This is a genomic window from Streptomyces sp. NBC_00005 (assembly GCF_045160215.1).
Classification (GTDB): Bacteria; Actinomycetota; Actinomycetes; order Streptomycetales; family Streptomycetaceae; genus Streptomyces.
Genome location: NZ_CP108316.1, coordinates 3,880,800 through 3,903,530, shown reverse-complemented (window position 1 = coordinate 3,903,530; position 22,731 = coordinate 3,880,800). Strand labels below are relative to the sequence as shown.

24 protein-coding genes and 1 tRNA gene are annotated in these 22,731 nt (G+C 65.1%); 19 read left to right on the top strand and 6 right to left on the bottom strand.

Annotated elements, in window-relative coordinates; genetic code table 11:
* Positions 1-42: 42 nt before the first annotated feature.
* Together OG303_RS17820 and OG303_RS17815 are read right to left on the bottom strand one after the other, a co-directional pair.
* Entirely contained in the window at positions 43-483 is a 441-nt protein-coding gene (locus OG303_RS17820; RefSeq protein ID WP_405869376.1) for a hypothetical protein, read from the bottom strand.
* Positions 484-1,438: 955 nt separating this feature from the next.
* Positions 1,439-2,035: a class I SAM-dependent methyltransferase gene (locus OG303_RS17815; protein ID WP_405869375.1), complete on the bottom strand. Its 597-nt coding sequence runs from the start codon at positions 2,033-2,035 to the stop codon at positions 1,439-1,441.
* Between the two features lie 329 nt (positions 2,036-2,364).
* Between OG303_RS17815 and OG303_RS17810 the strand changes: the two genes are divergently transcribed.
* From OG303_RS17810 to OG303_RS17795, 4 genes are all read left to right on the top strand, one after another.
* Positions 2,365-3,375: a Bpu10I family restriction endonuclease gene (locus tag OG303_RS17810; RefSeq protein ID WP_405869374.1), complete on the top strand. Its 1,011-nt coding sequence runs from the start codon at positions 2,365-2,367 to the stop codon at positions 3,373-3,375.
* A gap of 10 nt (positions 3,376-3,385) precedes the next feature.
* A complete protein-coding gene (locus OG303_RS17805; RefSeq protein ID WP_405869373.1) occupies positions 3,386-4,621 on the top strand; it encodes a DNA methyltransferase in 1,236 nt (411 codons plus the stop codon).
* Between the two features lie 867 nt (positions 4,622-5,488).
* Positions 5,489-5,941, top strand: a complete 453-nt coding sequence (locus OG303_RS17800; RefSeq protein ID WP_405869372.1) for a GntR family transcriptional regulator — start codon at positions 5,489-5,491, stop codon at positions 5,939-5,941.
* On the top strand, positions 5,938-6,840 hold the full coding sequence (locus OG303_RS17795; RefSeq protein ID WP_405869371.1) for a phosphotransferase enzyme family protein: 903 nt from the start codon (positions 5,938-5,940) through the stop codon (positions 6,838-6,840). Before OG303_RS17800 ends, OG303_RS17795 begins: the two co-directional genes overlap by 4 nt.
* 47 nt (positions 6,841-6,887) lie before the next feature.
* On the opposite strand, the gene OG303_RS17790 is transcribed toward OG303_RS17795, so the two are convergent.
* Together OG303_RS17790 and OG303_RS17785 are read right to left on the bottom strand one after the other, a co-directional pair.
* The gene (locus tag OG303_RS17790; RefSeq protein WP_405869370.1) at positions 6,888-8,126 is read right to left on the bottom strand and encodes a hypothetical protein; all 1,239 of its coding nucleotides are present in this window, start codon (positions 8,124-8,126) and stop codon (positions 6,888-6,890) included.
* 253 nt (positions 8,127-8,379) lie between these two features.
* Positions 8,380-9,729, bottom strand: coding sequence for a hypothetical protein (locus tag OG303_RS17785; RefSeq protein ID WP_405869369.1), 1,350 nt, complete (start codon positions 9,727-9,729; stop codon positions 8,380-8,382).
* 377 nt (positions 9,730-10,106) lie between these two features.
* On the opposite strand from OG303_RS17785, the gene OG303_RS17780 reads away from it, so the two are divergent.
* The 14 genes from OG303_RS17780 to OG303_RS17715 all read left to right on the top strand — a co-directional run bounded on the left by OG303_RS17780 (position 10,107) and on the right by OG303_RS17715 (position 20,280).
* Positions 10,107-10,406: a hypothetical protein gene (locus tag OG303_RS17780; protein WP_405869368.1), complete on the top strand. Its 300-nt coding sequence runs from the start codon at positions 10,107-10,109 to the stop codon at positions 10,404-10,406.
* Complete coding sequence (locus OG303_RS17775) at positions 10,403-11,377, top strand: DUF2637 domain-containing protein (protein WP_405869367.1); 975 nt, start codon at positions 10,403-10,405, stop codon at positions 11,375-11,377. The genes OG303_RS17780 and OG303_RS17775 overlap by 4 nt, the downstream gene beginning before the upstream one ends.
* Positions 11,377-11,763, top strand: coding sequence for an RRQRL motif-containing zinc-binding protein (locus OG303_RS17770; protein WP_405869366.1), 387 nt, complete (start codon positions 11,377-11,379; stop codon positions 11,761-11,763). Before OG303_RS17775 ends, OG303_RS17770 begins: the two co-directional genes overlap by 1 nt.
* Before the next feature lie 76 nt (positions 11,764-11,839).
* Positions 11,840-14,095, top strand: a complete 2,256-nt coding sequence (locus tag OG303_RS17765) for an FtsK/SpoIIIE domain-containing protein (protein ID WP_405869365.1) — start codon at positions 11,840-11,842, stop codon at positions 14,093-14,095.
* Positions 14,096-14,234: 139 nt separating this feature from the next.
* Positions 14,235-14,486: a hypothetical protein gene (locus OG303_RS17760; RefSeq protein ID WP_391278976.1), complete on the top strand. Its 252-nt coding sequence runs from the start codon at positions 14,235-14,237 to the stop codon at positions 14,484-14,486.
* A gap of 35 nt (positions 14,487-14,521) precedes the next feature.
* On the top strand, positions 14,522-14,710 hold the full coding sequence (locus OG303_RS17755; protein WP_391278978.1) for a hypothetical protein: 189 nt from the start codon (positions 14,522-14,524) through the stop codon (positions 14,708-14,710).
* 11 nt (positions 14,711-14,721) lie between these two features.
* Positions 14,722-15,324 carry a hypothetical protein gene (locus tag OG303_RS17750; protein ID WP_405869364.1) on the top strand — a complete coding sequence of 201 codons (603 nt, stop codon included), beginning with the start codon at positions 14,722-14,724 and terminating at the stop codon, positions 15,322-15,324.
* A gap of 12 nt (positions 15,325-15,336) precedes the next feature.
* Entirely contained in the window at positions 15,337-15,651 is a 315-nt protein-coding gene (locus tag OG303_RS17745) for a hypothetical protein (protein WP_405869363.1), read from the top strand.
* Entirely contained in the window at positions 15,648-15,980 is a 333-nt protein-coding gene (locus OG303_RS17740; protein ID WP_405869362.1) for a MazG-like family protein, read from the top strand. Before OG303_RS17745 ends, OG303_RS17740 begins: the two co-directional genes overlap by 4 nt.
* A 23-nt stretch (positions 15,981-16,003) precedes the next feature.
* A complete protein-coding gene (locus tag OG303_RS17735; protein WP_405869361.1) occupies positions 16,004-16,468 on the top strand; it encodes a hypothetical protein in 465 nt (154 codons plus the stop codon).
* Between the two features lie 89 nt (positions 16,469-16,557).
* Entirely contained in the window at positions 16,558-17,487 is a 930-nt protein-coding gene (locus OG303_RS17730; protein ID WP_405869360.1) for a bifunctional DNA primase/polymerase, read from the top strand.
* Entirely contained in the window at positions 17,484-18,641 is a 1,158-nt protein-coding gene (locus OG303_RS17725) for an AAA family ATPase (RefSeq protein ID WP_405869359.1), read from the top strand. Before OG303_RS17730 ends, OG303_RS17725 begins: the two co-directional genes overlap by 4 nt.
* Complete coding sequence (locus tag OG303_RS17720; protein ID WP_120050969.1) at positions 18,638-18,832, top strand: AlpA family transcriptional regulator; 195 nt, start codon at positions 18,638-18,640, stop codon at positions 18,830-18,832. Before OG303_RS17725 ends, OG303_RS17720 begins: the two co-directional genes overlap by 4 nt.
* Positions 18,829-20,280, top strand: a complete 1,452-nt coding sequence (locus OG303_RS17715; RefSeq protein WP_405869358.1) for a tyrosine-type recombinase/integrase — start codon at positions 18,829-18,831, stop codon at positions 20,278-20,280. The genes OG303_RS17720 and OG303_RS17715 overlap by 4 nt, the downstream gene beginning before the upstream one ends.
* Positions 20,281-20,331: 51 nt before the next feature.
* Here the strand turns inward: OG303_RS17715 and OG303_RS17710 are convergent, their stop codons facing one another.
* Together OG303_RS17710 and OG303_RS17705 are read right to left on the bottom strand one after the other, a co-directional pair.
* A complete protein-coding gene (locus OG303_RS17710; RefSeq protein WP_405869357.1) occupies positions 20,332-21,489 on the bottom strand; it encodes a DUF4365 domain-containing protein in 1,158 nt (385 codons plus the stop codon).
* A 225-nt stretch (positions 21,490-21,714) separates the two neighbouring features.
* Positions 21,715-21,786: transfer RNA gene (locus OG303_RS17705), tRNA-Arg, on the bottom strand.
* A gap of 347 nt (positions 21,787-22,133) precedes the next feature.
* On the opposite strand from OG303_RS17705, the gene OG303_RS17700 reads away from it, so the two are divergent.
* Positions 22,134-22,664, top strand: a complete 531-nt coding sequence (locus OG303_RS17700; RefSeq protein ID WP_405869356.1) for a response regulator — start codon at positions 22,134-22,136, stop codon at positions 22,662-22,664.
* Positions 22,665-22,731: the final 67 nt, after the last annotated feature.

Genomic DNA, 22,731 nt, shown 5'->3' with positions numbered 1-22,731 from the left:
ACGGCCTGACCGCCCGCATGGCGGCGTCGGCCGAAACTGCCCCTAACGCTGGAGCATGGGGAACTGCCGTCGCGCCTCCGCGAACAGACGTGGACAGGCGCTGCCGTAGGTGGCCGCCGCGGCGAAGAGCGCGTCGAGTGCGTCGCGCAGCGGGTCGGTTCCTGCCGCGGCGAACAACGCGGGTATGGCCATGGCCTGTTGCAGAAACTCGTCCGGTCTGCCATCGGTCGTATCGACGAACGTGTGGGGGATGCGCCGATCGGCGAAGAAGCGGTCCCAGGCGCGCCGTTCGTCGTCGAACGGTGCAGGCAGTTCGTCCCCGCGGTCCAACGCCTCAAGCGCCGGCACAATCCAGTCGACGTCACTCAGGCCGGCTTCCGCGAGGGCCCGGCGCGCAGCCCAGCGGGCAACAATCCACTGCCCCGCAGCCCCCGCCGCCTCAACCCTGTCGATGAGCTCGCGATCCAGCTCTACGAGCCCCATCACATGGCCACCGACCCCACGCAGACGTGGACTGGGCAACTGCCCGCCCCAGGACTGTGTTTCCGCCCGTTCCTGCGCGAGCCGCTTCGAGTCGCTCCTCGTCCTCCCGCCGACGCCTCTCAGCCTGGGCCCACGCCTCCGCCGAGGGAGGCGGCGGTTGGCGACCGGCCACTTCGTGCCAATAGGCCGCGCTCCGGGACGTCTGCCGGACGATCCGGTCTTCGCCGGGCGGGGCCGGCCAGAACTGCAGCAGATAGTGATCGAACGGCTCCCCGCCTTCGAGGACGGCGATTTCGTCGTCCGGCGTGTGGTCCATGCCGCGTCCGCAGTAACGCACCCGGTAGTCCGTCACGGTCAGATCCACGTCGCACAAGGGCCCATCCCCCCACGGCAACACGACTGTCGAGGGTGAGCCGGGCCGGAACGAGACCTCCACCACCTCCTCCCACTCGTCGTCGAGCGGGGGTACGGCATCGTGCACTTCGACGGTCAGGCCGACGTGCCCGGTGTGCAGACCGGTGGTGAGAAAGAGATGGCCGGGGACAGCACCACCACACAGACCGTTCCTCTGCCCGGCACGGGGATCCCACGGATGAGCTGTGCCGCGCCCATCGGCCCGGCTTTCCACGTAGAACTGCTTATAACTGACCGACAGTTCTCCGCTGTACATGGTCCGCACAAGCCCCCCTCGACCCCGTCCCCACCCGTCGAGCCCAGTATGCGGACCACCACTGACAACGCAGCTGGGCCATCACCGCCGGGGGAGTAACGCGCCCGCTGCCGAACTCCGTTGTCAGCGCCTCCCACAAGCGCGCAACAGGGCCTCCCGGCGCTCATCAGGGACCTCCTTCGCCATGACGAACGTGAACAGCGGGTAAGTACCCGGCCCCGCGGGGGCGGAGGCCCCGCCCCTTCATCGCATCAACACCTGTGGATGCGTCTTCCGGCTGCCGTGTCAGCGGGCAGGAAACCGGTGAGCTGAGGACGCCTTGCGAGCCAGGATCTGAATGCCTGCCGATTCATGCCCGTTCATGGTGGTGATGGCGATCCGCCGGGTGTCGACAGCAGCGCATCCGGCGAGCAGGGACATGAACCAGTCGCTCTCGTGGTGCCGGCACACCGCGCCGTCGTCTGTCTCGAACACACCGTAGGTGCCGTAGCGTTCGGCGAACCTGGCATAACGGTCGCGATTACGCTCGTCGTCCTGCAGCAGCATGTCGCTGAGGTAAAGCAGCCCGCCGGGCTTGAGCACACGGTCCAACTCGCCGATCAGCCGCCGCTGCGCCTGGCTGCCGGGAATGCAGGTCAGCACTGCGAAGAGCATGACCACGTCGACACTCGCGTCCGCGCATGCCAGTGTCGGCGGGGCGTCCAGCACGGTGAAGCGCATCGCGGGGTGCAGACTGCGGGCTCGGGCGACCATGCCGGGCGAGGTGTCGACGCCGGAGAGGTTTTCGAAGCCCTGCTGCGCGAGGGCAGCCATGGTCCGGCCGTATCCGCAGCCGTAGTCGAGAACCGCGGCACGTCGGCTGACGCCGTCCAGCCATGGCATGTGCAACGGGTGCGTGAACCGTTTCGTGGCCGCGGCGGCGTCCCAGTAGGCGGTCTGGCGGTCAAGAGCGGACATGGCAGATGTCTCCATCGGTAGCCCGGCGATGGTGATCAGGCTGCCGCGGTCTCGGGGCTCGACGAGGTGGCCGCGTTGACGGCCCGCCCGCAGACACCCGGCACGTCAGCTCCCGGGCATCACGCTCGACGACCCGGAACCCGCGGGTCGGCACGACATCGTCGGCGCCGCACCAACTGGAATCGCCTGTTCCTGGCGGGTGTCAACCAGTCGACAACCACATCAGCTGAATCGGAGGCGGATATGCTCCGCACATGAGCAACGGAAGCTTCAATGACTCTGCCCTAACACAGGAAGCCTTCCCCGTGGAGGGAGAGATGGCTCCCGTGAGTGAGCCTTCTGATGCACGTGAAAGGCCAACTCCACACCGATCCAAGCTTGATGAATTGCTCAAGAATACGAAGCTTCCGGAGGGGGATCTGGAATCAGCCAACGAGGCGTTGCACAAGTATCGGTCGTGGGTATCTCAGATGAAGCAGGTGGACGCGACGGGAGATGAGCTGGTCAAGGCCTACGTGGACTTGCTCAACACCTACAAGAGAAGCATAGAGGTCGATTTGATCTGGGACAGTGAATCTGATTTCCTGTTCCGTCAGCGAGGGCAACTGAAAATCGATAACTCGATCATTGAAGAGTTCCTGCCTTGGCTCATTGATCCGCGCGTGATTCCACAACTGAAGGAACAGGATCTCCATGCCGGACCGGCGCCAGCATTCGCGGCCGCCTATTTTTCAAGCTCCCTCACCGCTTCCGCAAGTGACATTGCCATGAAGGTCCGCCGGAAGGACCAAGATTTCACCGTCAGTCGGCGCGCGTATTTGAAGGCATCCTTCGAGCCTAATTTTCCGCCTTCGGCAACGTCCAGCGCAGCTGTTTGGCTCGCCTATGTTGCAGCGGAATGTAAAACGAACCTGGACAAGACCATGTTTCAGGAAGCGAGTGCCACTTCTCACGATCTCAAGGTCGCAGTGCCGGCCGCACGCTATTATCTGATCTGTGAATACCTGGATATGACGCCCATCAGCACAGCCGGAACGGATATCGACGAGGTCTTGATCATCCGCGGAAAGAGGCTCGGCTCAAACAAGCGAAAGGAGTACGCATCAGCAGCGAAGCGAAGGCTGCTGAGGAATGAATATGTCGATTACCTTGACGCCAATCCAATCAGGTATGATGTCCTGAAGCGCTTCGTTGATCATCTCCGGTCGCTCTTTGAAGCATGCGATCCGAGTGAAGAAGACGTGGTCGCGAAGGGATACTTCTAGAAAAAGGGCTATGAACGCCGAAGACATTATCGCCGCGGTGCGAGCGCGCGAAACCGATCGATCCTTCATTCAGCAGGACGAGCTGGACGTACGGGTGAGAGAACGTGTGAGCGCGCTGCCCTGGCGTGGGCAATTCACACCGGGACTGGTGAGTAAGCTCATCGATGTCTACTATCCCGGCTCGGGGATGGTGTTCGATCCGTTTCTCGGAAGCGGAACAACCGTCCTTGAAAGTATCCGACGCGGACTGCCCTCTGCTGGATGTGAAATCAACCCCGCAGCCTTGGAGCTGGCGGGAATTCTCCGGCTCGCCTCTCTCCCTCGGCAATCTCGAAATGAGCTGCTGAATCAGGCAGCCTCTCATATCGAGAAGCTGACGTTGTGGCAGGGGGAGACACTCTTCGGCAACGATTCTGCGACCAGCCCGATCGATCATCTCCTTGATGGCCACAGAAATGCCGTAGATCCCGATCTCGCTCGCATTTTTGCCACCACGTTGCTGCTCGGCATGGGCGACAAGAAAGAAACCGAGCCCAACAAAATCGCCAGGGCTTGGAGGCAAGTGCGCGAACTGGTCGTCGACTTTCCCCCTTCCTCCACGGAGGCTCAAGTAATTGCTGCTGACGCCCGCAAAGTGCCCCTGCAGGACGGGTGCGCCGGGCTGGTGGTCACATCGCCACCATATGTCAACGTATTCAACTATCATCAAAATTACCGTCCGGCTGTGGAGAGAATCGGCTGGAACGTGCTCCCGGCGGCCCGCACGGAAATCGGCTCCAACAGGAAGAACCGGCAGAACAGGTTCCTTACCGTCGTCCAGTACTGCATTGACATGGCCCTTTCGCTCACCGAGATGGCGCGCGTAGTCAGTGAGGGCGGCAAGGTAGTCATCGTTGTGGGCCGTGAATCCAAGGTCAGGGGAGTGGCATTCTCCAACTCGGAAATTGTCGCCACGCTTGCCGAGTTCATCCCAGGACTAAGTTTCCTCCGCTGGCAAGAACGCAAGTTCACTAATCGATTCGGCGTTGTCATCTACGAGGACATCCTGTCCTTTGACTCAGTCCGAGCGGCACCCGTGTGCAGCCAGAGTGATTTGATCTCGTTCGCCAAGAGCGTCGCGCATGCATTTCTCGGCGAAGCGATGCATTCCGCAGAGGGTGACGTCGCAGAGGATGTTCGACTGGCCTTGAGCGGGGTTCCTGGAGTTGTCCCTTCCCCGGAACTCACGTTGTTGCGTTCCATGTAGCTGCTCTGTGCGGACCTGACTCGCCGACATCAACATTTCAAGGCGAATACGCCGGTGCGCGACATGATGACGTCGGCGGATTCTCAACGCCCTGGTCGCGCGCGGCTTACACCTTGGGCCCTGCGAAAAACGGGCGGCTGTTCACCAACGAGCGCGGGGGAGTGGTCGCCTCGCCGCTTACCGCCCGTCCATACGACCTATGGCACTCGGCGCTGTCGACCTTGTTCAACTCCGGCGTGGACGCGACCGAGTTGGCCGAATGCGCGGACAACAGCTTGCGGCCCTGGATCCGGCCCAGGCCGTCGCCATTCCTCGGTCTGACCAGAACAGATGCCTCAAGATCGTGTCCACGAACAGTCCACGGACCCCGACATTGAGCCGCTCAGAGCGGCATACGGCTGCACACACGCGAAGACCCCGCACTCAGCGAACTCGCTGATGGCGGGGTCTTTAGGCACTTCACTCGAAGTGCCCCCGGCAGGATTCGAACCTGCGCACACGGCTCCGGAGCACAATCAATCTTCGGCTTGCGAATGCCATCTGACCAGCAGTTTCCTTGATATCGGGAGGTATGTGGTGCCCTCCTGTATCGCAGATAGTGCGAAGTCCGAAGTCGCCTCCGGCTCCTGCGCCCATCGAGGGGTCGGCTTCGCCGACAGGCTGTAACACCCCCGGTCCTGGGGTGTTACAGCCGTTTGTGACCGGACACCCCGGACACTGGCAGTTTGAGCTGTCCGGGCTGTTTGCGCAGGTGAGAGACATAACCGGACACCCGGACAGGTGGGACACTAGGTATCGGGCAACCGGGCGCGTGGGACGCTGGTAGCCGGTCGAGGAAGCCGCCACCTAACTGGAAGGGGAGGCTACGTGCCGCAGGCGAGTCCGCGAGGTACGTACTTGGAGGTCTCTGATTCTCTGCGCCAGAAGATCAAGGGGGGCGAGATCACAGAAGCTCTGCCGTCTCAAGCGCGGCTCATGGGCGACCACGGTGTCAGTCGCAGCACCATCGAGCGCGCCCTAGGAGTGCTCAAGGGTGAAGGACTGATCGAATCCGTACAGGGTGCCGGCTGGTACGTGGTAGGGACCGGGGACCGTCGTCCGTTGGTCGAGAAGGTCACCGACCTCTTGGAGGCTGAGGGGGTCAAGGTCGGCGACCGCTTCCCCACCGAGAAGGAGCTATGCGAGCGGTTCGGCGCGTCACGGACCGCCGTCCGTTCCGCCATCGCCCAGATGGAGGGACAGGGACTCATCGGTAAGGGCTCTGGTAAGGGGCGGGAAGTCCGGTCCCTGCCGGCCGAACGGAGGACTAGGACGGCATGACGACGACCGAGCGAACCGAATTCGACGCGGATGCGGCGGCGACGATCCTGCGCAAGGCATGCGAGATTGCTGACTTGAACCCGGACGGAATCGCGATGCTGAGGTTCGGGGATCACGCGGTGTTTCGTGTAGACGACGGCCGTATCGTCTCCCGGGTAGGCCGTAGTCCCGATCGACTTAGCTCTGTGCGTAGGGAGGTCGCCGTAGCGGAATGGCTCGCTGCCGAGAAATATCCGGCGGCTCGACTCGTTACGGCGGCCAAACAGCCGGTCGTCATCGACGGTCACCCCGTGACGTTCTGGGAGAGACTGGCCGACGGTGACACGTACGCCAGTACGCGCGAGATGGGCGAACTTCTGCGGCGGCTTCACCAATTGGAACCGCCGCCCTTTTCTCTGCCTCCCCTTCGCCCCTTTGACAGGGTGGGAGATCGCTTGAGGCGTGCCGTTATCCCTGCCGGAACCCGCGCCTATCTCCGATCTCTGGCTGAGGAGTTGGCGGCTGAGTACGACCGTCTACAGTTCGCTCTCCCGGCGGGACCTGTACACGGAGACTTCAACGTCGGCAACGTCCTCCGTGACGTGGCTGGCCACCCGAAGGTCATCGACCTGGACGGCTTCGTCACGGGTCCGCGGGAGTGGGACCTGATACAGACGGCGATGTACTACGACAGTTTCGGCTGGCACACAGAGGCTGAATACTCCGACTTCGTCCAGGGTTACGGCTTCGAAGTCCGGGAGTGGTCGGGATACGCTGTACTTCGCAGCGTCCGCGAGCTGCTCATGGTCGCGTGGCTCTCGCAGAACGCCGACACGAATCCGCGAGCGGCCGAAGAAGTCGAGAAGCGCGTAGAAACCCTGCGTTCAGGCGGTTCGCGTCGTGGCTGGGCGCCCTTCTAGCTGCGTCGTCCATCCAGCTCCAGCGGGCGCATCTTTGAATGGGAAATTCAGGATTCGATCGAAAGGTTGTCTACTTGCTGCTTGACATGCGGCGCGAAGATGCTAAAGCGAGCATGACTCAAACTGAGTAGTTGGACTTCCCATGGGCGCTGGCCTCGCTCTTGACGTAGCTTCTCAAGCACCTTCCATTTGAAATGGGCAATCGGCGCTCGGAGCGACAACGGTTGATCGTCCCATCGAATATCAAACTCTGGCATAACCAATCCCTGATGCATTCCCGGCTTAAATCTTTGGCCGTAGGAGTCGAATACTTGCACCTCCGAGAGGAATCCGGAATCGACTTTAGTGTATTGCTGGGTAAGCAATACGTCGATGCCATTGAACCCGCGACTGGCCATTTTCCGCAGTGGCCTGTCAGCTCGATAGTCGAGTATCATTGTGCGTCTATCATCGGGTATTTTCGACATCGAGTGGAGGATTATCTTCTCGAACACATCGAGGCTGGCTATGTGCAAACTGATGTCATAATTAGATTCTAGCCCTCTCTGCTCCATAAATGCATCGGGCGAACTCTTCCATATGGGGATCTTTTGACTCAGCAAAGTGCCGCTTTGAGGGTCCGTTTCAACGAGTGTTTGATGGATGCGTGATCGGGCCACAAGTTTCTCAAGCTCTCCGCTGTCGAGCTCCCAAAAACTGCCTAGTGTGGCACACAGTTCCGGTATCTCTTTGGCGTTCGGCACCACTAGGAGAATATCTAGATCACTGGGTGTAGCCTCCAGTCTGGGATGCCCTTTGACGTTGTAGAACCTGCCGTAGTTTGCTGACCCTCCCAGGATTCCTGCGGTAGGAACCTTCCCGTTTGAGATTACTCGTCGAAGAGTGTTAATGTCGCGAATGCGTCGGCATGTTTCTATTGCGGCTTCGAACGGTCGAGGTCGACGTCGCTTTGTCTTGCTCGCCTTATAGGGTGGGAGTTGCTCGAAGCGTAGATCAGCATAAAGTTGCCGGAACCGATCCCGGTCGGATCCATCGAGATTGTCCACTTCTGACATTACCTCAAGCAGATCATTCCCAAAAATCTCTTCGATGCCTGCGTAGGCAGAGAAGACACGCCCGAATCGAAGTGCCAGCGGTCCTGAAATAATATCTGGCAATTCCGGTGGGCCCGGAATTTCCGAGACAGCGGCCTGGCCGTTTGGTTTGCCTAGGATTGTTGACATCTGTTCATATAGCCCTCTTACTTGGCCCCAATCTGCGCGGCTATCAGCCTTGCCGTGCACCATGATTACGCTCCGTGCATTTCGGTATTTCACTCATCCCGGCGTACTCCGCCGCCTTAAACCGTTGCTGCGGCCCCATCTCTTCGGATGAAACTCTGCGGCCGCAACGGCAATATGTAGCCTCGCGAGGCGTCTGATCTCGCAGGCACGTGTGTGCTGGCCTTCTGGTGTCAGATCCCTAACCGGATACGACAACACCTACTTCAAGTCTGCGCCCGGTTGCCACCGATGTCGAGTTGAGGTCGTGCCTGCGTGGCTAGGAGCGAGCCCCGACGCGCTGCCAGAGGCGGAAGCCGCGGGCCTGTTCCTCAAATGCACGAAACTCCGTGGCCTGCCTCATCCCGTCCGAGACGCGCCCTTGGAACTCACGCACGTACTGAACGCAGCGCGCCGACTTCAACCCCTCGCCAAGTTGCAGCGCACTCAGCGCGAACTCAAAACCACGGCCGATCTCGCCGTGAATGATGTAGGACTCGGCCTGCACCATGGTCGCAAAGAAGTCACTTCGGTTGTTGAGGCCATCGCCGAAAATGGATCCTGCACCGCGCTCCGTTGCTTCGATCGAGCGCCCCAGATCACGGAAACAATGGCCCATCTCGGCTGAGAGTTCCACCTCATCGAAGTAGGCGATGTATGGCGGATCGCTGTCGATTGTCCTCTGGCTGAGCTTCCGCTCTGCCTCTGCAAGAGCGAGGTCACAGCCGCGCCCATCTCCGAGGCGGGCGAGAGCTCGCGCTTCCATCGCGATGTGGTGTGCCGCCATCGTTGGCCCCAGGCTGCCGGCCGGGCCTGCGTATGCGGCGCGGGCGAGAGTCGCGGCATCCCGGTATCGCCCCAGGAACGTCGCCTGATGGCTCATCGCAGAGAGAATGCTGCTGCCAAGAAGCCTGTCACCAGCCGTCTGTGACATGCGTAGACCCTGGATAAAGTAGCGCTGCGCTATGCCGTGCAATCCGCTGTCGTACGACATGAATCCAGCGAGCAAGAGCGCTTCGGCAACAGCAGAGTGGAGCTGTCTGCCTACGGCATCGGAATATGTGCCTTCCAACATCGGCCGGACATCCGTGTGCAGGTATTGAATCAGCGCCCTTCGGGCATGGCCACCGCCAAACTTCCCGTCGAGGATGCTGAATGCGTCGGTTGTCGAGCGCACCATGTCCACGTCTACGGCGCCGACCGCCCGGCTACCCGCTCGCGTCAGCTCTCCGTCTGGTGGGGCCACGATCCAGCGCAGAGATGCAGTGTTCCAAGCCGCTGAGTCGGGCAGTGCCCGAACCAGCGTCTCAGCGTCGGCCAGGTCGGCGCGCCAAAGGTCGGTCACGGTCTTGGCTGTGCTCTCCGGCTTGTCCGCGAAGTCGAGCCCCAACTCTGGTTTGATCGCCGAGACTGCCGCTTCGCCCATCCCGGTGTCATCGATCGTGACGTGACGCCCCAACTTGCGCCCGATGGCGTCGGCGATGAACTGCGGAATGCTGCCGCGCGGGATGGAGCCCTTGAGCCATCTGGTCACGTACGTGTGGTCACAGGTGATGTCCTCACCTGCCCGAGCGGCGGCGGCGACCACAGCGCGAGCAAGTGACTTGTGTGAGAAGTCGGCTTCCTGCATGAGCGCGGCCAGCCTGGCGTTCCGGTCTGCCATCGCACCCCCAGAGAGCGGCAGTAGTACCAGCTTGACGCAACGTCACTCTACGCAGGTCAGCCCATGGGGTGCAGAGGGTTTGCACTTGGGGGTGCACGAGTGCACCCCCAAGTGCACGCTCCCGAACTCCCCCCTTGTTGACGAAGGTTGAGTCATCGCCGCGAGGCAGACCGGCAGTCCGGGTTCAAAGGCAGAGCGCTTGACGGCCCGGAATCGATCTGCCAACGTGAGTGGTAGGTAATACACACCACGCTTTAAGGCGTGGAGTTGCCGTGGCGGCGGGACTCCCCAGCAAGGTCGCCCGCGCCGCGGTTCTCCCTGACCCATCGACTCAGGAGAGCACCATGCGCATGTACGTCGGCCACCAACAGGCCGTATCCGCTGAGGACTTCGTGGAACTTGCCCTTGGCACCCCGGTTGAGCTGTGGCTCGGGGTGGAGGGCGAGACCGAGGAAGAGCGCACGGCCCGTCTGGACGCGGCGCGTGACATTCTCGCCGACCCCGAGTACCGCAACCTGCCGGACGACGTGGCGCGAATCGCCGCTGAGGTGATCGAGGCACACGCCCCGGAGCTGTTCAACGTCGTCCCGCTGGCGCGCTTGGTGAGCCGTCGCCGGTCCTCCCGGAAGGGAGCGGCGGCATGACGACCGCAACCGAGACGGGGCGCCCGGCGGTTCCGCCGCTGACGAAGCCGGAGATGGGCCTTGCCGGACTTGGCGCGCTCGCCGCGGCGGGTGTCGGTGCCCTGGGGCTGATCGCCTCATTCGACGCGGTGTCGGCCGCCGCGACCCGTTGGGGTTTTGGTGAGCCGTGGATGCTGCCGGTCGGCATCGACGTGGCCATTCCGGTGTTCACCGTGGCCAACCTGCTGTTGATCCGGATGGACATGGCGCTCGCCTGGGTGCGGTTCGTGCCCTGGGCGCTCACCCTGATCACGTGCGGGCTGAACGTCGCCGCCGGGCACACGCTGTGGGCGAAGGTGGCGCACGGCACGATGCCGCTGCTGTGGGTGGTGTTCTCCGAGATCGGCGCGCACGTCTACGCCGTACGGATCGGCGCCGCCACCGGCCGGCGCATGGAGAAGGTTCGTTTCTCCCGCTGGCTGCTCGCCCCGCTGTCGACGTTCGCCCTGTGGCGCCGCATGACGCTGTGGGAGATCACTTCCTACTCCGACGGGCTGAAGCGGGAGCGGGAGCGGCAGTTGGCCCGCGCGGAGCTTCGAGAACGGCACGGTCGGCGGTGGCGTTCGAAGACGCCCCGCCCGGAGCGGGTGCTGTTGAAGCTCGGGGAGCTGGCCCCGGCCAGCGAGGACGTTCCGCCCGTGCCGCCGAAGCAGGAGGCGCCCAAGCCGCCGCGCAAGCGAGCCGCCTCCGGCAAAGCCAAGGGCAAGGCAGCGAAGGCGCCGCGAACCCCGGCCGAACTGCTGGCCGAGGCGCGGGAGGCCACGGCGGACTGGTCAGACGACGCGATCAACGCTGAGGCGATCCGCACCAAGCTGCATTGTTCAGCCGCCAACTCCCGAGTGCTGCGGGACCTGTTGCTCCGCGAGCGGGCCGACGGACGCTCCCTGCACCCCGTGGACGACGACAGCGACGGCACCGAGGCGGCTGCCTGATGTCCGGGGCATACGGCAAGTGCTACGACCCCAGCGGCACGAGGTTCGGGGTTCCCACGTTCCCGTGGCGCTTCGCTCCGGACGGCTACGCCACCCGTCGACAGCTCCGGGCCCGCGGTCTGCGGCCGGGCGGACAGCCCATCGCCGCGCAGGTGATGCGCCGCCACCGGGGCCGCAAGGCCGGGGTGCAGGTGGCCTACCTGTACCGCATCGACCTGGCCAAGCCGGTCCGGCCGATGACCTCCCGCAGGTGCGGGGCGCTCGCCCTGGCGATGCTCGCCCGCCGCACCTGCCCCAAGTGCCGGATCACCTACGACTACTGCCTCCCGACCTCGCTCGGGATGTGCATCCTCTGCGCCCACCCCGAGGAACAGCGCGCCGCATAACCCGCACGGGGCCCGGTCTCAACCGACCAAAGCAGCGGCCGGGCCCCGCCATCCCTCCCGAGAGAAGGAAGTCTCAGTGAAACACCCCGACGACGACAACGAACTCTTCGACCGGCTGGAAGCCGAGATGGCCACCGACTCCAAGGGCGACGTAGTCGACCTGGACAAGGCACGATCCGCCCGCACCGAGTCGCCCAACGGCACGACCGACGCGTCCGCCCACTCCGGGCCCGACCGGTCGGGTGACCCGCAGCCGACCGAGTCGGCCGACTCGGAGACGGGGGAGTCGGACGACTCCGGCCCGGCTCTGGTCGACCGCCCCGCGTCGACTCGGACGGGCCCCGGTCTGATCGACCGCATCCGCGACTCCAAGCGGCTGGACGTCATCCCGGTGTGGATGAAGTCTCGCGCGGAGTTCGCCGAGGCGATGCGCTGGCTGGCCGGGCACGTGGGGCACACCATCGCCTTCCACGCGGTCCGCGTGCCGTTCCTGTACGTGCCCAAGCTCATCTGGCGCTCCCCGCGCGGTGCCCTCAACACCCTGGGCAGGATTGGACGTTGGGCCGTTGATGCGGAGGGCGAGCCGCTGCGGCAGGCTGAGGCGCGGCGCGAGAACTCGGAGCTGTACCTGAAGCTTTCGCGCCAGCGGGATCGTCGGGTCCGGCTGCGGATGCTCCTGACCGTCCTCGGCGGACTGTTCACCCTCGGGCTGGGCCTGTTCCTCGTGTTCGGCGCGGCGCCGATGACGCAGGTCGTCGCCGCCACGGTGGCCGTGCTTGGGTTCGGGCTCGCCGGAGCGCCGGCCGATGCGCCCCTGGCCACGCGTGCGGTCATCAAGACCGAGGTGCAGAAGCTGACCAGCGACATCGTGGTCAAGGCCATGGCGTCCATCGGCATCGGCCAGATCGCAACTGCGGTCGCCAAGGGCCTGGACGGCATCCGGTTCGTTTCCCCGATCACCCGCGAGGGTCCGGGCTGGCGCGCGGACATCGACCTGCCCTTGGGTGTGACGGTCGCCGATGTGGCCGACCGGCGTGCCCGACTCGCCTCTGGTCTGCGCCGCCCGCTCGGGTGCGTGTGGCCGGACGCCGACCCCAACGAGCACGAGGGGCGCCTGATCCTGTGGGTGGGGGACAGGGACCTGTCCAAGACCGGCATCGTCAAGTGGCAGCTGGCCAACGCCCGTCGGCACGACATTTTCAAGCGCAACCCGTTCGGCATCGACCCGCGCGGGCGGGCTCAGTCGGTGCCGATGATCCAGCACAACATCCTGATCGGCTCGCTGCCCGGCCAGGGCAAGACCGCCTCGGTGCGCGTGCTGGCCTGCGGCGCCGCCCTGGACCCGTCGGTAGAACTGTGGCTGCACGAGAACAAGGGCACCGGTGACCTGGACTCCCTCGAATGCGTCTCGCATCGGTTCGTCTCCGGCATCGACGACGACTCGATCAAGTACGCGGCTGACTCCCTGAAGTTGCTGCGTGCGGAGGTCATGCGCCGTGCGGCTGCGATCAAGAAGCTGCCGCGGGACCTGTGCCCGGACAAGCGCATCACCCGGCAGATTGCCGACAAGCGCTCGCTGAAGCTGTGGCCGCTGGTCGGTGTGTTCGATGAGTGCCAGAACCTGTTCGCCCACCCCAAGTACGGCAAACAGGCTGGTGACGATGCCGAGTTCATCATCAAGCTGGGCCGCGCGCTGGGGGTCATCCTGATCCTGGCCACGCAGCGCCCCGACAAAGACTCGCTCCCGACCGGGATCAGCGGCAACGTGTCCATCCGCTTCGCCCTCAAGGTCGCCGGACAGGTCGAGAACGACATGATCCTTGGCACGTCCGCGTACAAGAACGGCGTACGGGCGACCTCGTTCCGCCCGGAGATCGACGCCGGTAACGGCTACCTCGCCGGCGCGACGGCGCTGCCGGTCGTGGTGCGCACCGCCTACCTGGACGACAACGCCACGCACGCCATCGCTCAGCGCGCGCTCGCGCTGCGCAAGGCGGAGGGCACGCTGTCCGGGCACGCGCTCGGAGAGGAAGCCGAGAGCACGACTGGCCCGTCGTACGACCTGCTCGCCGACGTCGCCGCGGTCGTCCCGCCGACCGAGGAACGGGTGTGGAACGAGCGCATCGCCGCCCGGCTGGCAGAGCTGCGGCCGGAGGTCTACGGCGGCTGGAAGGGCGAGAACGTCACCAGTGCGCTCAAGCCGCACGGCATCACAACCCGCGGTGTGGCGGGGATGACCGACGACGGCGAGCGCACCACGCGCCGCGGCATCGTCCGGGACGACCTCACCAAGGTGATTGCGGAACGTGACGAAAATCGGGGCGCCGCCTAGCCGGGCCGACTGCTACCGGTAGCGGGGTGACCTGCTACCGGTAGCACCCCCGCTAGCACCCCATGTAGCACCTGATCAGCGAACTAGCGGATAGCACCCCACCTGCCCAAACCCCGAAAACCCCGAGAAAGGGCCCCCGATGCCCCTCATCGCCCTTGCTACCGCCTGCCTGCTCGCCATCACGCTCGGTTACGCCGCTGTCTGTGCAGGCAGCCCGTTCGGCACCTGCCGCAAGTGCCACGGCTTCGGCTTCGCCACGACCACCGACCGCAAAGGACGGCCCAAGCGCGGCAAGAGCTGCCGCCGCTGCAAGGCCACCGGCAAGCGCATACGCGCCGGGCGCTGGCTCTTCAACCGCGCTCAGCGGATCTACCGCGAAGGCACCCACTGACCACCACGCCCCACCACCCGAAGGAGGCACCACCCATGGCCGTGACCGTCTCCCTGGTCCTGCTCTTCGGACTCGTCCTGTTCTTCCTACTGCGCTCCAAGTCCCTTGGCTACGGCTCCGCGTTCATCGCCGCCGGGTTCGGCTTCTTCCTCGCCTCCACAGGCGCCGCCGGACCCATCAACCAGCTCGCCGCCGCCGTCATCAACGCCATCCCGCAACTGTGAGGAGTCCGGCCATGAACGAACAGATCATCGCCCGACACTGGCTCGCCATCATCGCGCCCAAGGCGGCGCCCGCCCTCGCCACCTCCACCGTGCTGATCCTGGCCCGCATCTGGAACGCCAACGGCGCCGAACACTCCGTCGGCAACGCCGTGCTGATGACCGCGCTCTCCCTCGCCGCCGCGGCGGCCGGCGCGTGCGCGAGCGTCGGCCGCGCCGGAGACAGCGTCATCGCCGGGACCGCGTTCGCCGCCTCCGGTGGGCTCGCCCTCGCCGGAGTCGCCGGATACGCCGACGGACTCTCCCTGCCCCTGTTGCTGTGCGTGCTCGCCACAGCCATCGCCTACGGGCTCGCCGCCCGGTACTGGCGCACCGACCGCCGTGAGCGCGTGGCGTACGAGCGGCACGTGAGCGACCGGCGCGAGGAACGCGCCCACGTCGAACGCGTCGAGACCATCCGCGGCACCACACAAGTTGAGGTCGCCCGCAGCGGCGCCGCCTACGCCGAACAGCTCGCCGCCGCCCTCGTCACCCGCGCTGCGCTGCCCGGCTTCGACCCCGCCGCCCTGGAGCGTGCGGGACTGCCCGAGCTGCCCGCGCACCACCGGGACACGTGACAGGGGCCCGCTGTGCGACTCCTGATCTGGCGTGACGCGGCGCACTTCGACCGGTTCGAAGACCTGACCTGCGCTCTGTGCGGCAAGCCCACGCCGATGCGCTCACACACCCAAGAGCCGGTCCACAAGGTATGCGCGGAGCAGTGGAACCACGCCCACCCCGAGGCTCCCCGCTACCGGGCAGGGACCCGCGATCTGGGCACACAGCGCTTCCACGACGACGCACCCACCACCAGCAAACAGACCACCGTGCGGCAGCTGCCCAAGCGAGCCGCACCCGAGCCCATGACCCTGCAACTGCCTACCACCGAGAGGAAGTCCGCATGAGCGCGATCCTGTGGCCCGTCGTCGGCCGCATCGTCACCGCCTTGGATGCCGCCAACGGCGAGGGCGAGCACGAGAGGGCGATGCGCCTGATCAAGGTCGTTGAGGAGACCGGCGAGGCGTCCGCCGCCTACATCGGCATGACCGGCCAGAACCCGCGCAAGGGCACCACCCACACTGCGGCGGACGTAGCCGACGAACTGTGCGACGTCATCATCGCCGCCGCCGTCGCCCTGCACGCATTCAGCGACGCCCCGCCCGCCGCCCTGACCGCCAAGTTGGACGCCGCCGCCCGACGGCTCAACAACCCCAACCCGCAGCGCACGCACTGACCCCGAGGGAGACAGAGGAAGCCATGTTCGAGATCCGCATCATCTGCGACCCGACCGACAGCGACCGCGTCAGTCAGGCCCTGTCCGAGGCGTTCACCGCCGGGCCCGTGCGCCAGCACCCCACCCGCGACGGTCAGCGCACCCGCCTGTACGTCAGTGCCGATCACTGCCCCGAGCCGAAGCCGTGGCCCACGCCGGAGCAGGCGTACGCGCTCGCCCCGAGCATCGTCAGCGAGATCGGATGGACGGCCCGCACCGCGGCCGACATGCCGTACCACGACGGATTGCACCGCGAGTACTGGCTTCGCAAAGCCGCCCTCTTGGACCGGATCGCGCTCAGCGATGAAGCCGACCGAGACACCAGCGACGCGGCCGACCTCGCCACCCGAGCCGCACAACGCCTGATGGACCTGGACGACACAGCCGTCATCTGCGACCCGCGCCACTACACCCGGCAGCAATACGCAGCTTGGGCCAAGAACCACTAGCAACGCCGCGGCGGCGGGACTCCCCAGCAAGGTCGCCCGCCGCCGCGGTTCTCCCTGCCCATCCGAAGACAGAACAGGAGAACCCCAGCATGCCGCACCCGGACGGCACTGCCCAGCTCACCTCTGCGCTTGACGCTGCGTCGCGCGGCTGGCACGTCTTCCCCCTCCGGCCCGGCGACAAGCGCCCCGCCATCACAGCCTGGGAACAGCGCGCCACCACTGACCCGGAACGCATCACCCGCTGCTGGACGCACGCCCCCTACAACATCGGCATCGCCACCGGACCTTCCGGCCTGGTCGTCGTCGACCTCGACACCCCCAAAGGCCCGGACGACACACCGCCGGCCGAATGGACCCACCCGGACATCCGCGACGGCATGGGGGTGTTCTTCGCCCTGTGCCAGCGGCACCACTGGGACAGCCACCTCGTGACGTACGAGCCGCACGACGGCATCCGCGAACTCACCCCGGACACGCACGTCGTGAAGACACCCAGCGGCGGCACGCACCTGTACTTCGCCACCCCCGAGGGCGAGCCGCTGCGCAACACAGCAGGCAAGCTCGGCTGGAAGGTCGACACCCGCGCGGCAGGCGGCTACGTAGTGGCCGCGGGCAGCACCGTCAACGGTCAGCCGTACGCGACCGTCCATGGCGCTGCCGTCGCACCGCTGCCCACGTGGCTCACGAAGTTGCTGCGCCCCGCGCCACTGCCCCCGCAGCGACCCATCACGGTCGCGCTCGCGACCCGCGATCGGCGCACCGCGTTCCTGAGCGCCGCGGTGAACGGCGAGTTGGCGCGCGTCTCCGGCTCTGGCGAGCACCAGCACAACACCGCGCTCTACCTCGCCTCGGTCGCCCTCGGGCAGCTCGTCGCCGGGGGCGAGCTGAGCGAGGCCGACGTGACCGGCTGGCTCCTCTCCGCCGCGCTGCAAGTCGGACAGGGCGAGCGCGAGGCGCGGCGCACTATCGCCTCCGGCCTGCGAGCCGGAGCCAACCGCCCCCGAAGGGTCGCGGCATGAGCACCAACCCGATTCCCCCGCTGCACCTGTACTCCGTGCCCAGCGACCCGCAACCCCCGGCAGCGGCGGCGCCGAAGCGGGAGCGCCCACGGACCGCATGGACGGCCGATCAGCTCATGGCCGCGCACTTCCCCGAGCCGAAATGGGCTGTGCCCGGCATCCTCGCCGAAGGGGTCAGCCTGCTCGCCGGACCGCCCAAGGTCGGCAAGTCCTGGCTCTCCCTCGGGCTCGGGCTCGCGGTCGCGGCCGGAGGTCAGGCGTTCGACTCCGTGCCCGTCCAGGGCGGCCCGGTGCTCTACCTCGCCCTCGAAGACACCCCGCGCCGCCTCCAGACCCGCATGGGCAAACTCTTGGGCGGACAACAGGCCCCGGCCGGCCTGACCCTGGTCACCGAATGCCCGCCCTTCCCCCAGGGCGGCACCGAGGCCATCGCACAGTGGCTGGACCGCAACCCCGATGCCCGCATGGTGGTCATCGACGTGTTCGCCAAGATGCGCGGCCAAGCCCCGCAAGGGGTGTCCGCGTACGACGCGGATTACGTCTCCGTCGGCTACGCCAAGCGGCTCGCAGACCACTACGGCATCGCCGTCGTCCTCGTCCACCACGTCCGTAAGGCAGGCTCCGACGACTTCCTCACAGAGGTCTCCGGGACCAACGGCATCGCGGGCGCTGCGGACGCCACGCTCGTACTCAAGCGGGCCCGCGGGCAGGCAGACGGCATTCTGCACGTCACCGGCCGGGACGTGGACGAAGCCGAGTATGCGCTTCAGTTCCAAGCCGCCTCCGGAGCCTGGCACCTGTTGGACGGCCCGGTCTCCGATCACACCGTGGGCGACACCCGCGCCGCGATCCTGCGGCACGTCCGTGCCAATCCCGGGGCGAAGCCGAAGGACATCGCCGGAGACCTGCCGCAGGTCGACATCGACACCATCCGCCGCACCTGCTCCCGCATGGCCGCCGACGGACAGCTCACCAGGGACGGCAGCGGCCGCTACTACCCGGACACCGAGACCCGGACACAGGGCGTACCGGAGGTGTCCGAGCTGTCCGACTGTCCGGCTACCCCACCTGACCAGCCCGAACGCCCCGGACAGTCGAAATCGGGGCTGTCCGGCCTGTCCGGTTCTGCCGAAGCCGAAGGGATGGCGGAATGAGTGCGCGTACACGGGACGAAAAGATGACCGTCAAAGAGGTCATTACTGATCTCAAGGTCGCCCCGTCCACCTTCTACCGGTGGCGCCAACTCGGAAAGGCGCCCCGTTCGATCAAGCTGCCGAACGGGGACGTTCGCATTCGTCGATCCGAGTACGAGCGGTGGCTCGCGGAGCGGGAGGACGCTGCGTGAGCAACGAGAACGACGCTCAGACCCTTCGCCCCCACGGATCGGCCAGGCCCGGGTACTCCCTCGACGTCCGGCTGTGGAAGGTCTCGAAGCTCAACCGGAAGGCGCGGCCCTACCAACTCCGATGGGTCGTGGGAGGGAAGGTGAGCAGTGCAACCTTCGCCACCTCGACGCTTGCCGAAAACCGGCGCAACGAGCTGTGGCAGGCCATGCGCCGGGGCGAGGCTTTCGAGATCGAAAGCGGACAGCCTGAGTCCGAAGTCCGAGCGGCGGCTGAAGCCGTTGAAGCGGTGGACAAGCCGCGGTTGCGCTGGTTCGAGTTCTGCCGGAAGTACGTGGCTGGACGCTGGCGCACGAGCGCGGCCAAGACCCGTGAGGGCATGGCGGACAGCCTCGCAGCCGTGACGCTCGCCATGGTCGGGCACGGGGATGGCGCTCCCGACGACGAAGACCTGCGGCTGGCCTTCCGGTGGTCGGTCGTCCCCGCGAACGCAGGGGAGAAGCCGCCGGCCGAACTCAAGGCCGCGTACGACTGGATCACAACGACAGGCCGACCGCTGGGGGACTTGACCAACCCCGAGGTGTTCGAGGGCGTGCTGTACCGCCTGAGCTACAAGCTGGACGGCACCCCAGCGGCGGGTGACACGTACAGGCGACGTCGCCGCACTCTCAACACAGCCCTCGAATACGCCGTGGTCGCCGGAGATCTTCCGGAGAACCCGCTTCAGCGGGCCCGTCGTAAGCACGTCGGTTCCAACGACGTGGTGGACCGCCGCGTGCTCGTGAACGCCATACAGGCCCGGCAGTTGCTTACGGCTGTCTCCTACGTCGGATCGTGGGATCGCTGCCGAGGGCGCCGCCTGGTGGCCTTCTACGCGGTCCTGTACTACGCCGGCCTTCGCCCCGCCGAAGCGGTTGGGCTCAGGTGGTCGGACTGCCACCTCCCGGAGACCGGATGGGGCACGTTGACGCTGCGCGAGACGCGCCCCGTCTCTGGGAAGCAGTGGACCGACTCGGGCGAGCGGCACGACCGCCGGGGCTTGAAGGCAAGGGAAGCCACCAAGGATCGCCCGGTGCCTATCCCGCCCGTCCTGATCGCCATCCTTGAGACGCACCGGAAGACGTTCGGCACGGCCAAGGAAGGGCGAGTGTTCGGCAACGAGCGCGGGGGAGTGGTCGGCTCATCTACCTACTGGCGAGTGTGGGAGGAAGCACGGGAGTACGCGCTCCCGCCTGAGCGCGTCGCCTCACCGCTGGCCGGACGTCCGTACGACCTACGGCACGCCTGCATCACGCGGTGGCTGAACGCCGGGGTGCCGATCGCGGAGGTGGCCCGGCGGGTCGGCAACTCGCCCGAGGTGATCCACCGCCGATACCACGGCTGCATCGATGGCCACGAGGAAATGGCTAATGCCCGAATTGATTTGGCGCTGAGAGAGGACGGGGACTAGTACCCAGTGATTTGAGGAAAGCTTCTTGCTTTCCTCAAATCACTGCTGATCCTAGAAGATGTCTGCCCATCCGTGCTCTGCGATGATCCCGTGGAGCTCCCAAGTCAGGAGTTCGCCTTCGAGTTTCGGGTTGGTATCCACGATCTCTTCGATCGCTTCCAGCAGCTTTTCTTTCGGCTTGGATTCAGTTGCCATGACGTATTGGTGTAGATAAAGCATTATGACGGCAACTTGCGTCTCGTCTGCTGAACAGGCTATCTGTACTGCCTCTGGTATTTTCGCAGTAAGCTCTTTGTCTGCAAGTAGGATCAGGAAAAGGCATTGTCCGCTGGACCCTCTTTGCCATTTTTGTAGCTCGTCCTGTGTATCCACTTCCCTGATCGTGTGGAAGATTTCCCGAGGCGTCCACGAGAAAGTCGAGGCGATTGATTTTCGAGTGCTTTGCGGGATCCAGTTGCCTTCGTGCCAGAAAATATCGGGATGGCTGATGCAGTGGGAGAGTACTCTCACGGCTAGGCACAGAGCTTGACCGGGAAGTCGCTCGATCAATTGCCTTACCATCAAGAGTGCACGCACGTCACCGCGTCCCAGTGCGAAGCAGTCTGCCACGGCTGCTTCTTGTTTCCCCGGGTCGACGTCTAGGAGGTTGAGGAGAGTGTGCCCTCCAGATCTCACCAAGTAAGTTCGTGCCGATTCTCGGAAGTGCGGCCACGTCTCATGGGTGAGTATTTGTCCCTTCGGGAAAACTACGAAGTGGCCTGTTAGTTCGTTCGCTGCACCCTGCCCGCTTTTTCCCGTCGGTCTAAAATCGCGGTAAGCCACCATGTCCTCGCGCACATAGGCGCTGAGGTTCATCCAGTGAATCTCATTCGCAGTGGGATCGTGCACTAACCCGAAAATGGGTATGGATGAATCGAGCCACAAGCGCAAATCCGCAGACTTGGCAGGAATTCCCCAATTGCCTGATCGGAAGAAACTTGCGCCCCCCTTTACTTGGATGGCTATGGACTCGCCAGTTATCTCAAGATTCTCGGTGAGGTCTACGAGGAGATCTTTCCCGTAGTCGTTTCCGGTATCCACCTCTTGGACGACGCACTCATGATTCTCCAAGAATGCCCTCGTCGCGTTGACGGCAGCTCGCTCGGTCTGCTTCGTGGGTAGCATGCGTTTTCTGGCCGAGCGAGGCGATGGGTCCTGATTTGCGGCCATTGTTGGATGATGGCAGAAGGTGCCTGGTAGCGCCGACGGTTCAGGAAGGCCGTGTGGTTGGTCGTGGGCGACTGCGGACACTGAGGGTGTAGCGCGTGTATCGCAGATGGTGCGTGAACGGTGAGAGACAACGAGAAAGAGCGGGAGTCAGTGAGACTGACTCCCGCTCTCTCATGTCGGCATCCGCACAGGTCAGAGCATGATTTTTGCTGGCTGACTGGCGAGTGCCCCCGGCAGGATTCGAACCTGCGCACACGGCTCCGGAGGCCGTTGCTCTATCCCCTGAGCTACGGGGGCGTGTCTGCTGCGTTGTGTGCGGCGACGGGTAGAACCCTACCAGCTGATCCGGGGTGTTCATGAACGGGTTTTCCGACGTCGCTCGGGGCATCACCCCTCGCCACCGCCCCCGGCGTTGGCCTCGCTGCCACCCCCTCGCCACCGCACCCCGTTGCCTCAATGCCACCCCCTGGCGTTGCCTCCGACGCTGCCCCGCAGTCGCCGCCTGACGTCGTACCCGGCCCCGCCTCCTGCCGCCCACACGGCAGCCCCCTGACGTCGCCCCCGGCGTTGCCACATCCCGCGCATCCCCCCGCCCCCCGCCCGATCCGGCACCCGCACCCACAAGCACCCCCCGTCCCCCGCAAGTGCCAGAAGTAGGGAAAACCCGGACGCGGTGGCCGGTCCGGACCTACTCTCGAGTTGTGCCAGGCGCGTCGGGTCGGGTGCTTGTTGTGGACGACAACAAGGTCATCCGGCAGCTGATCAGGGTCAATCTCGAGCTGGAGGGTTTCGAGGTGGTGACCGCGGCTGACGGTGCCGAGTGTCTGGATGTCGTTCATCAGGTGCGGCCCGATGTCGTCACCCTCGATGTCGTCATGCCCCACCTCGACGGCCTTCGTACCGCCGCCCGGCTTCGGGCCGATCCGCGGACCCGTGACCTGCCCCTCGCCATCGTCAGTGCCTGCACCTCGTACGAGGTCGACACCGGCCTGGACGTCGGTGTCGACGCCTTCCTCGCCAAGCCCTTCGAGCCTGCCGAACTCGTGCGCCTCGTACAGCAGTTGATCGAGCGGAGCGGGCGTGGCAGGGGTAGGGGAGAAGAGGGTGGTGAGCACGGGGTCGGGAGTGTGCTCGGGGTCGGTGAGGCGGAGCGGGCCGGGCGCGCCGGCGGCTGACGCGGGCCCAGTGCTCACCGGTTCACCCGGTCCACGGCCCGTCCACATCCCGGACCCTCGCCCAAAC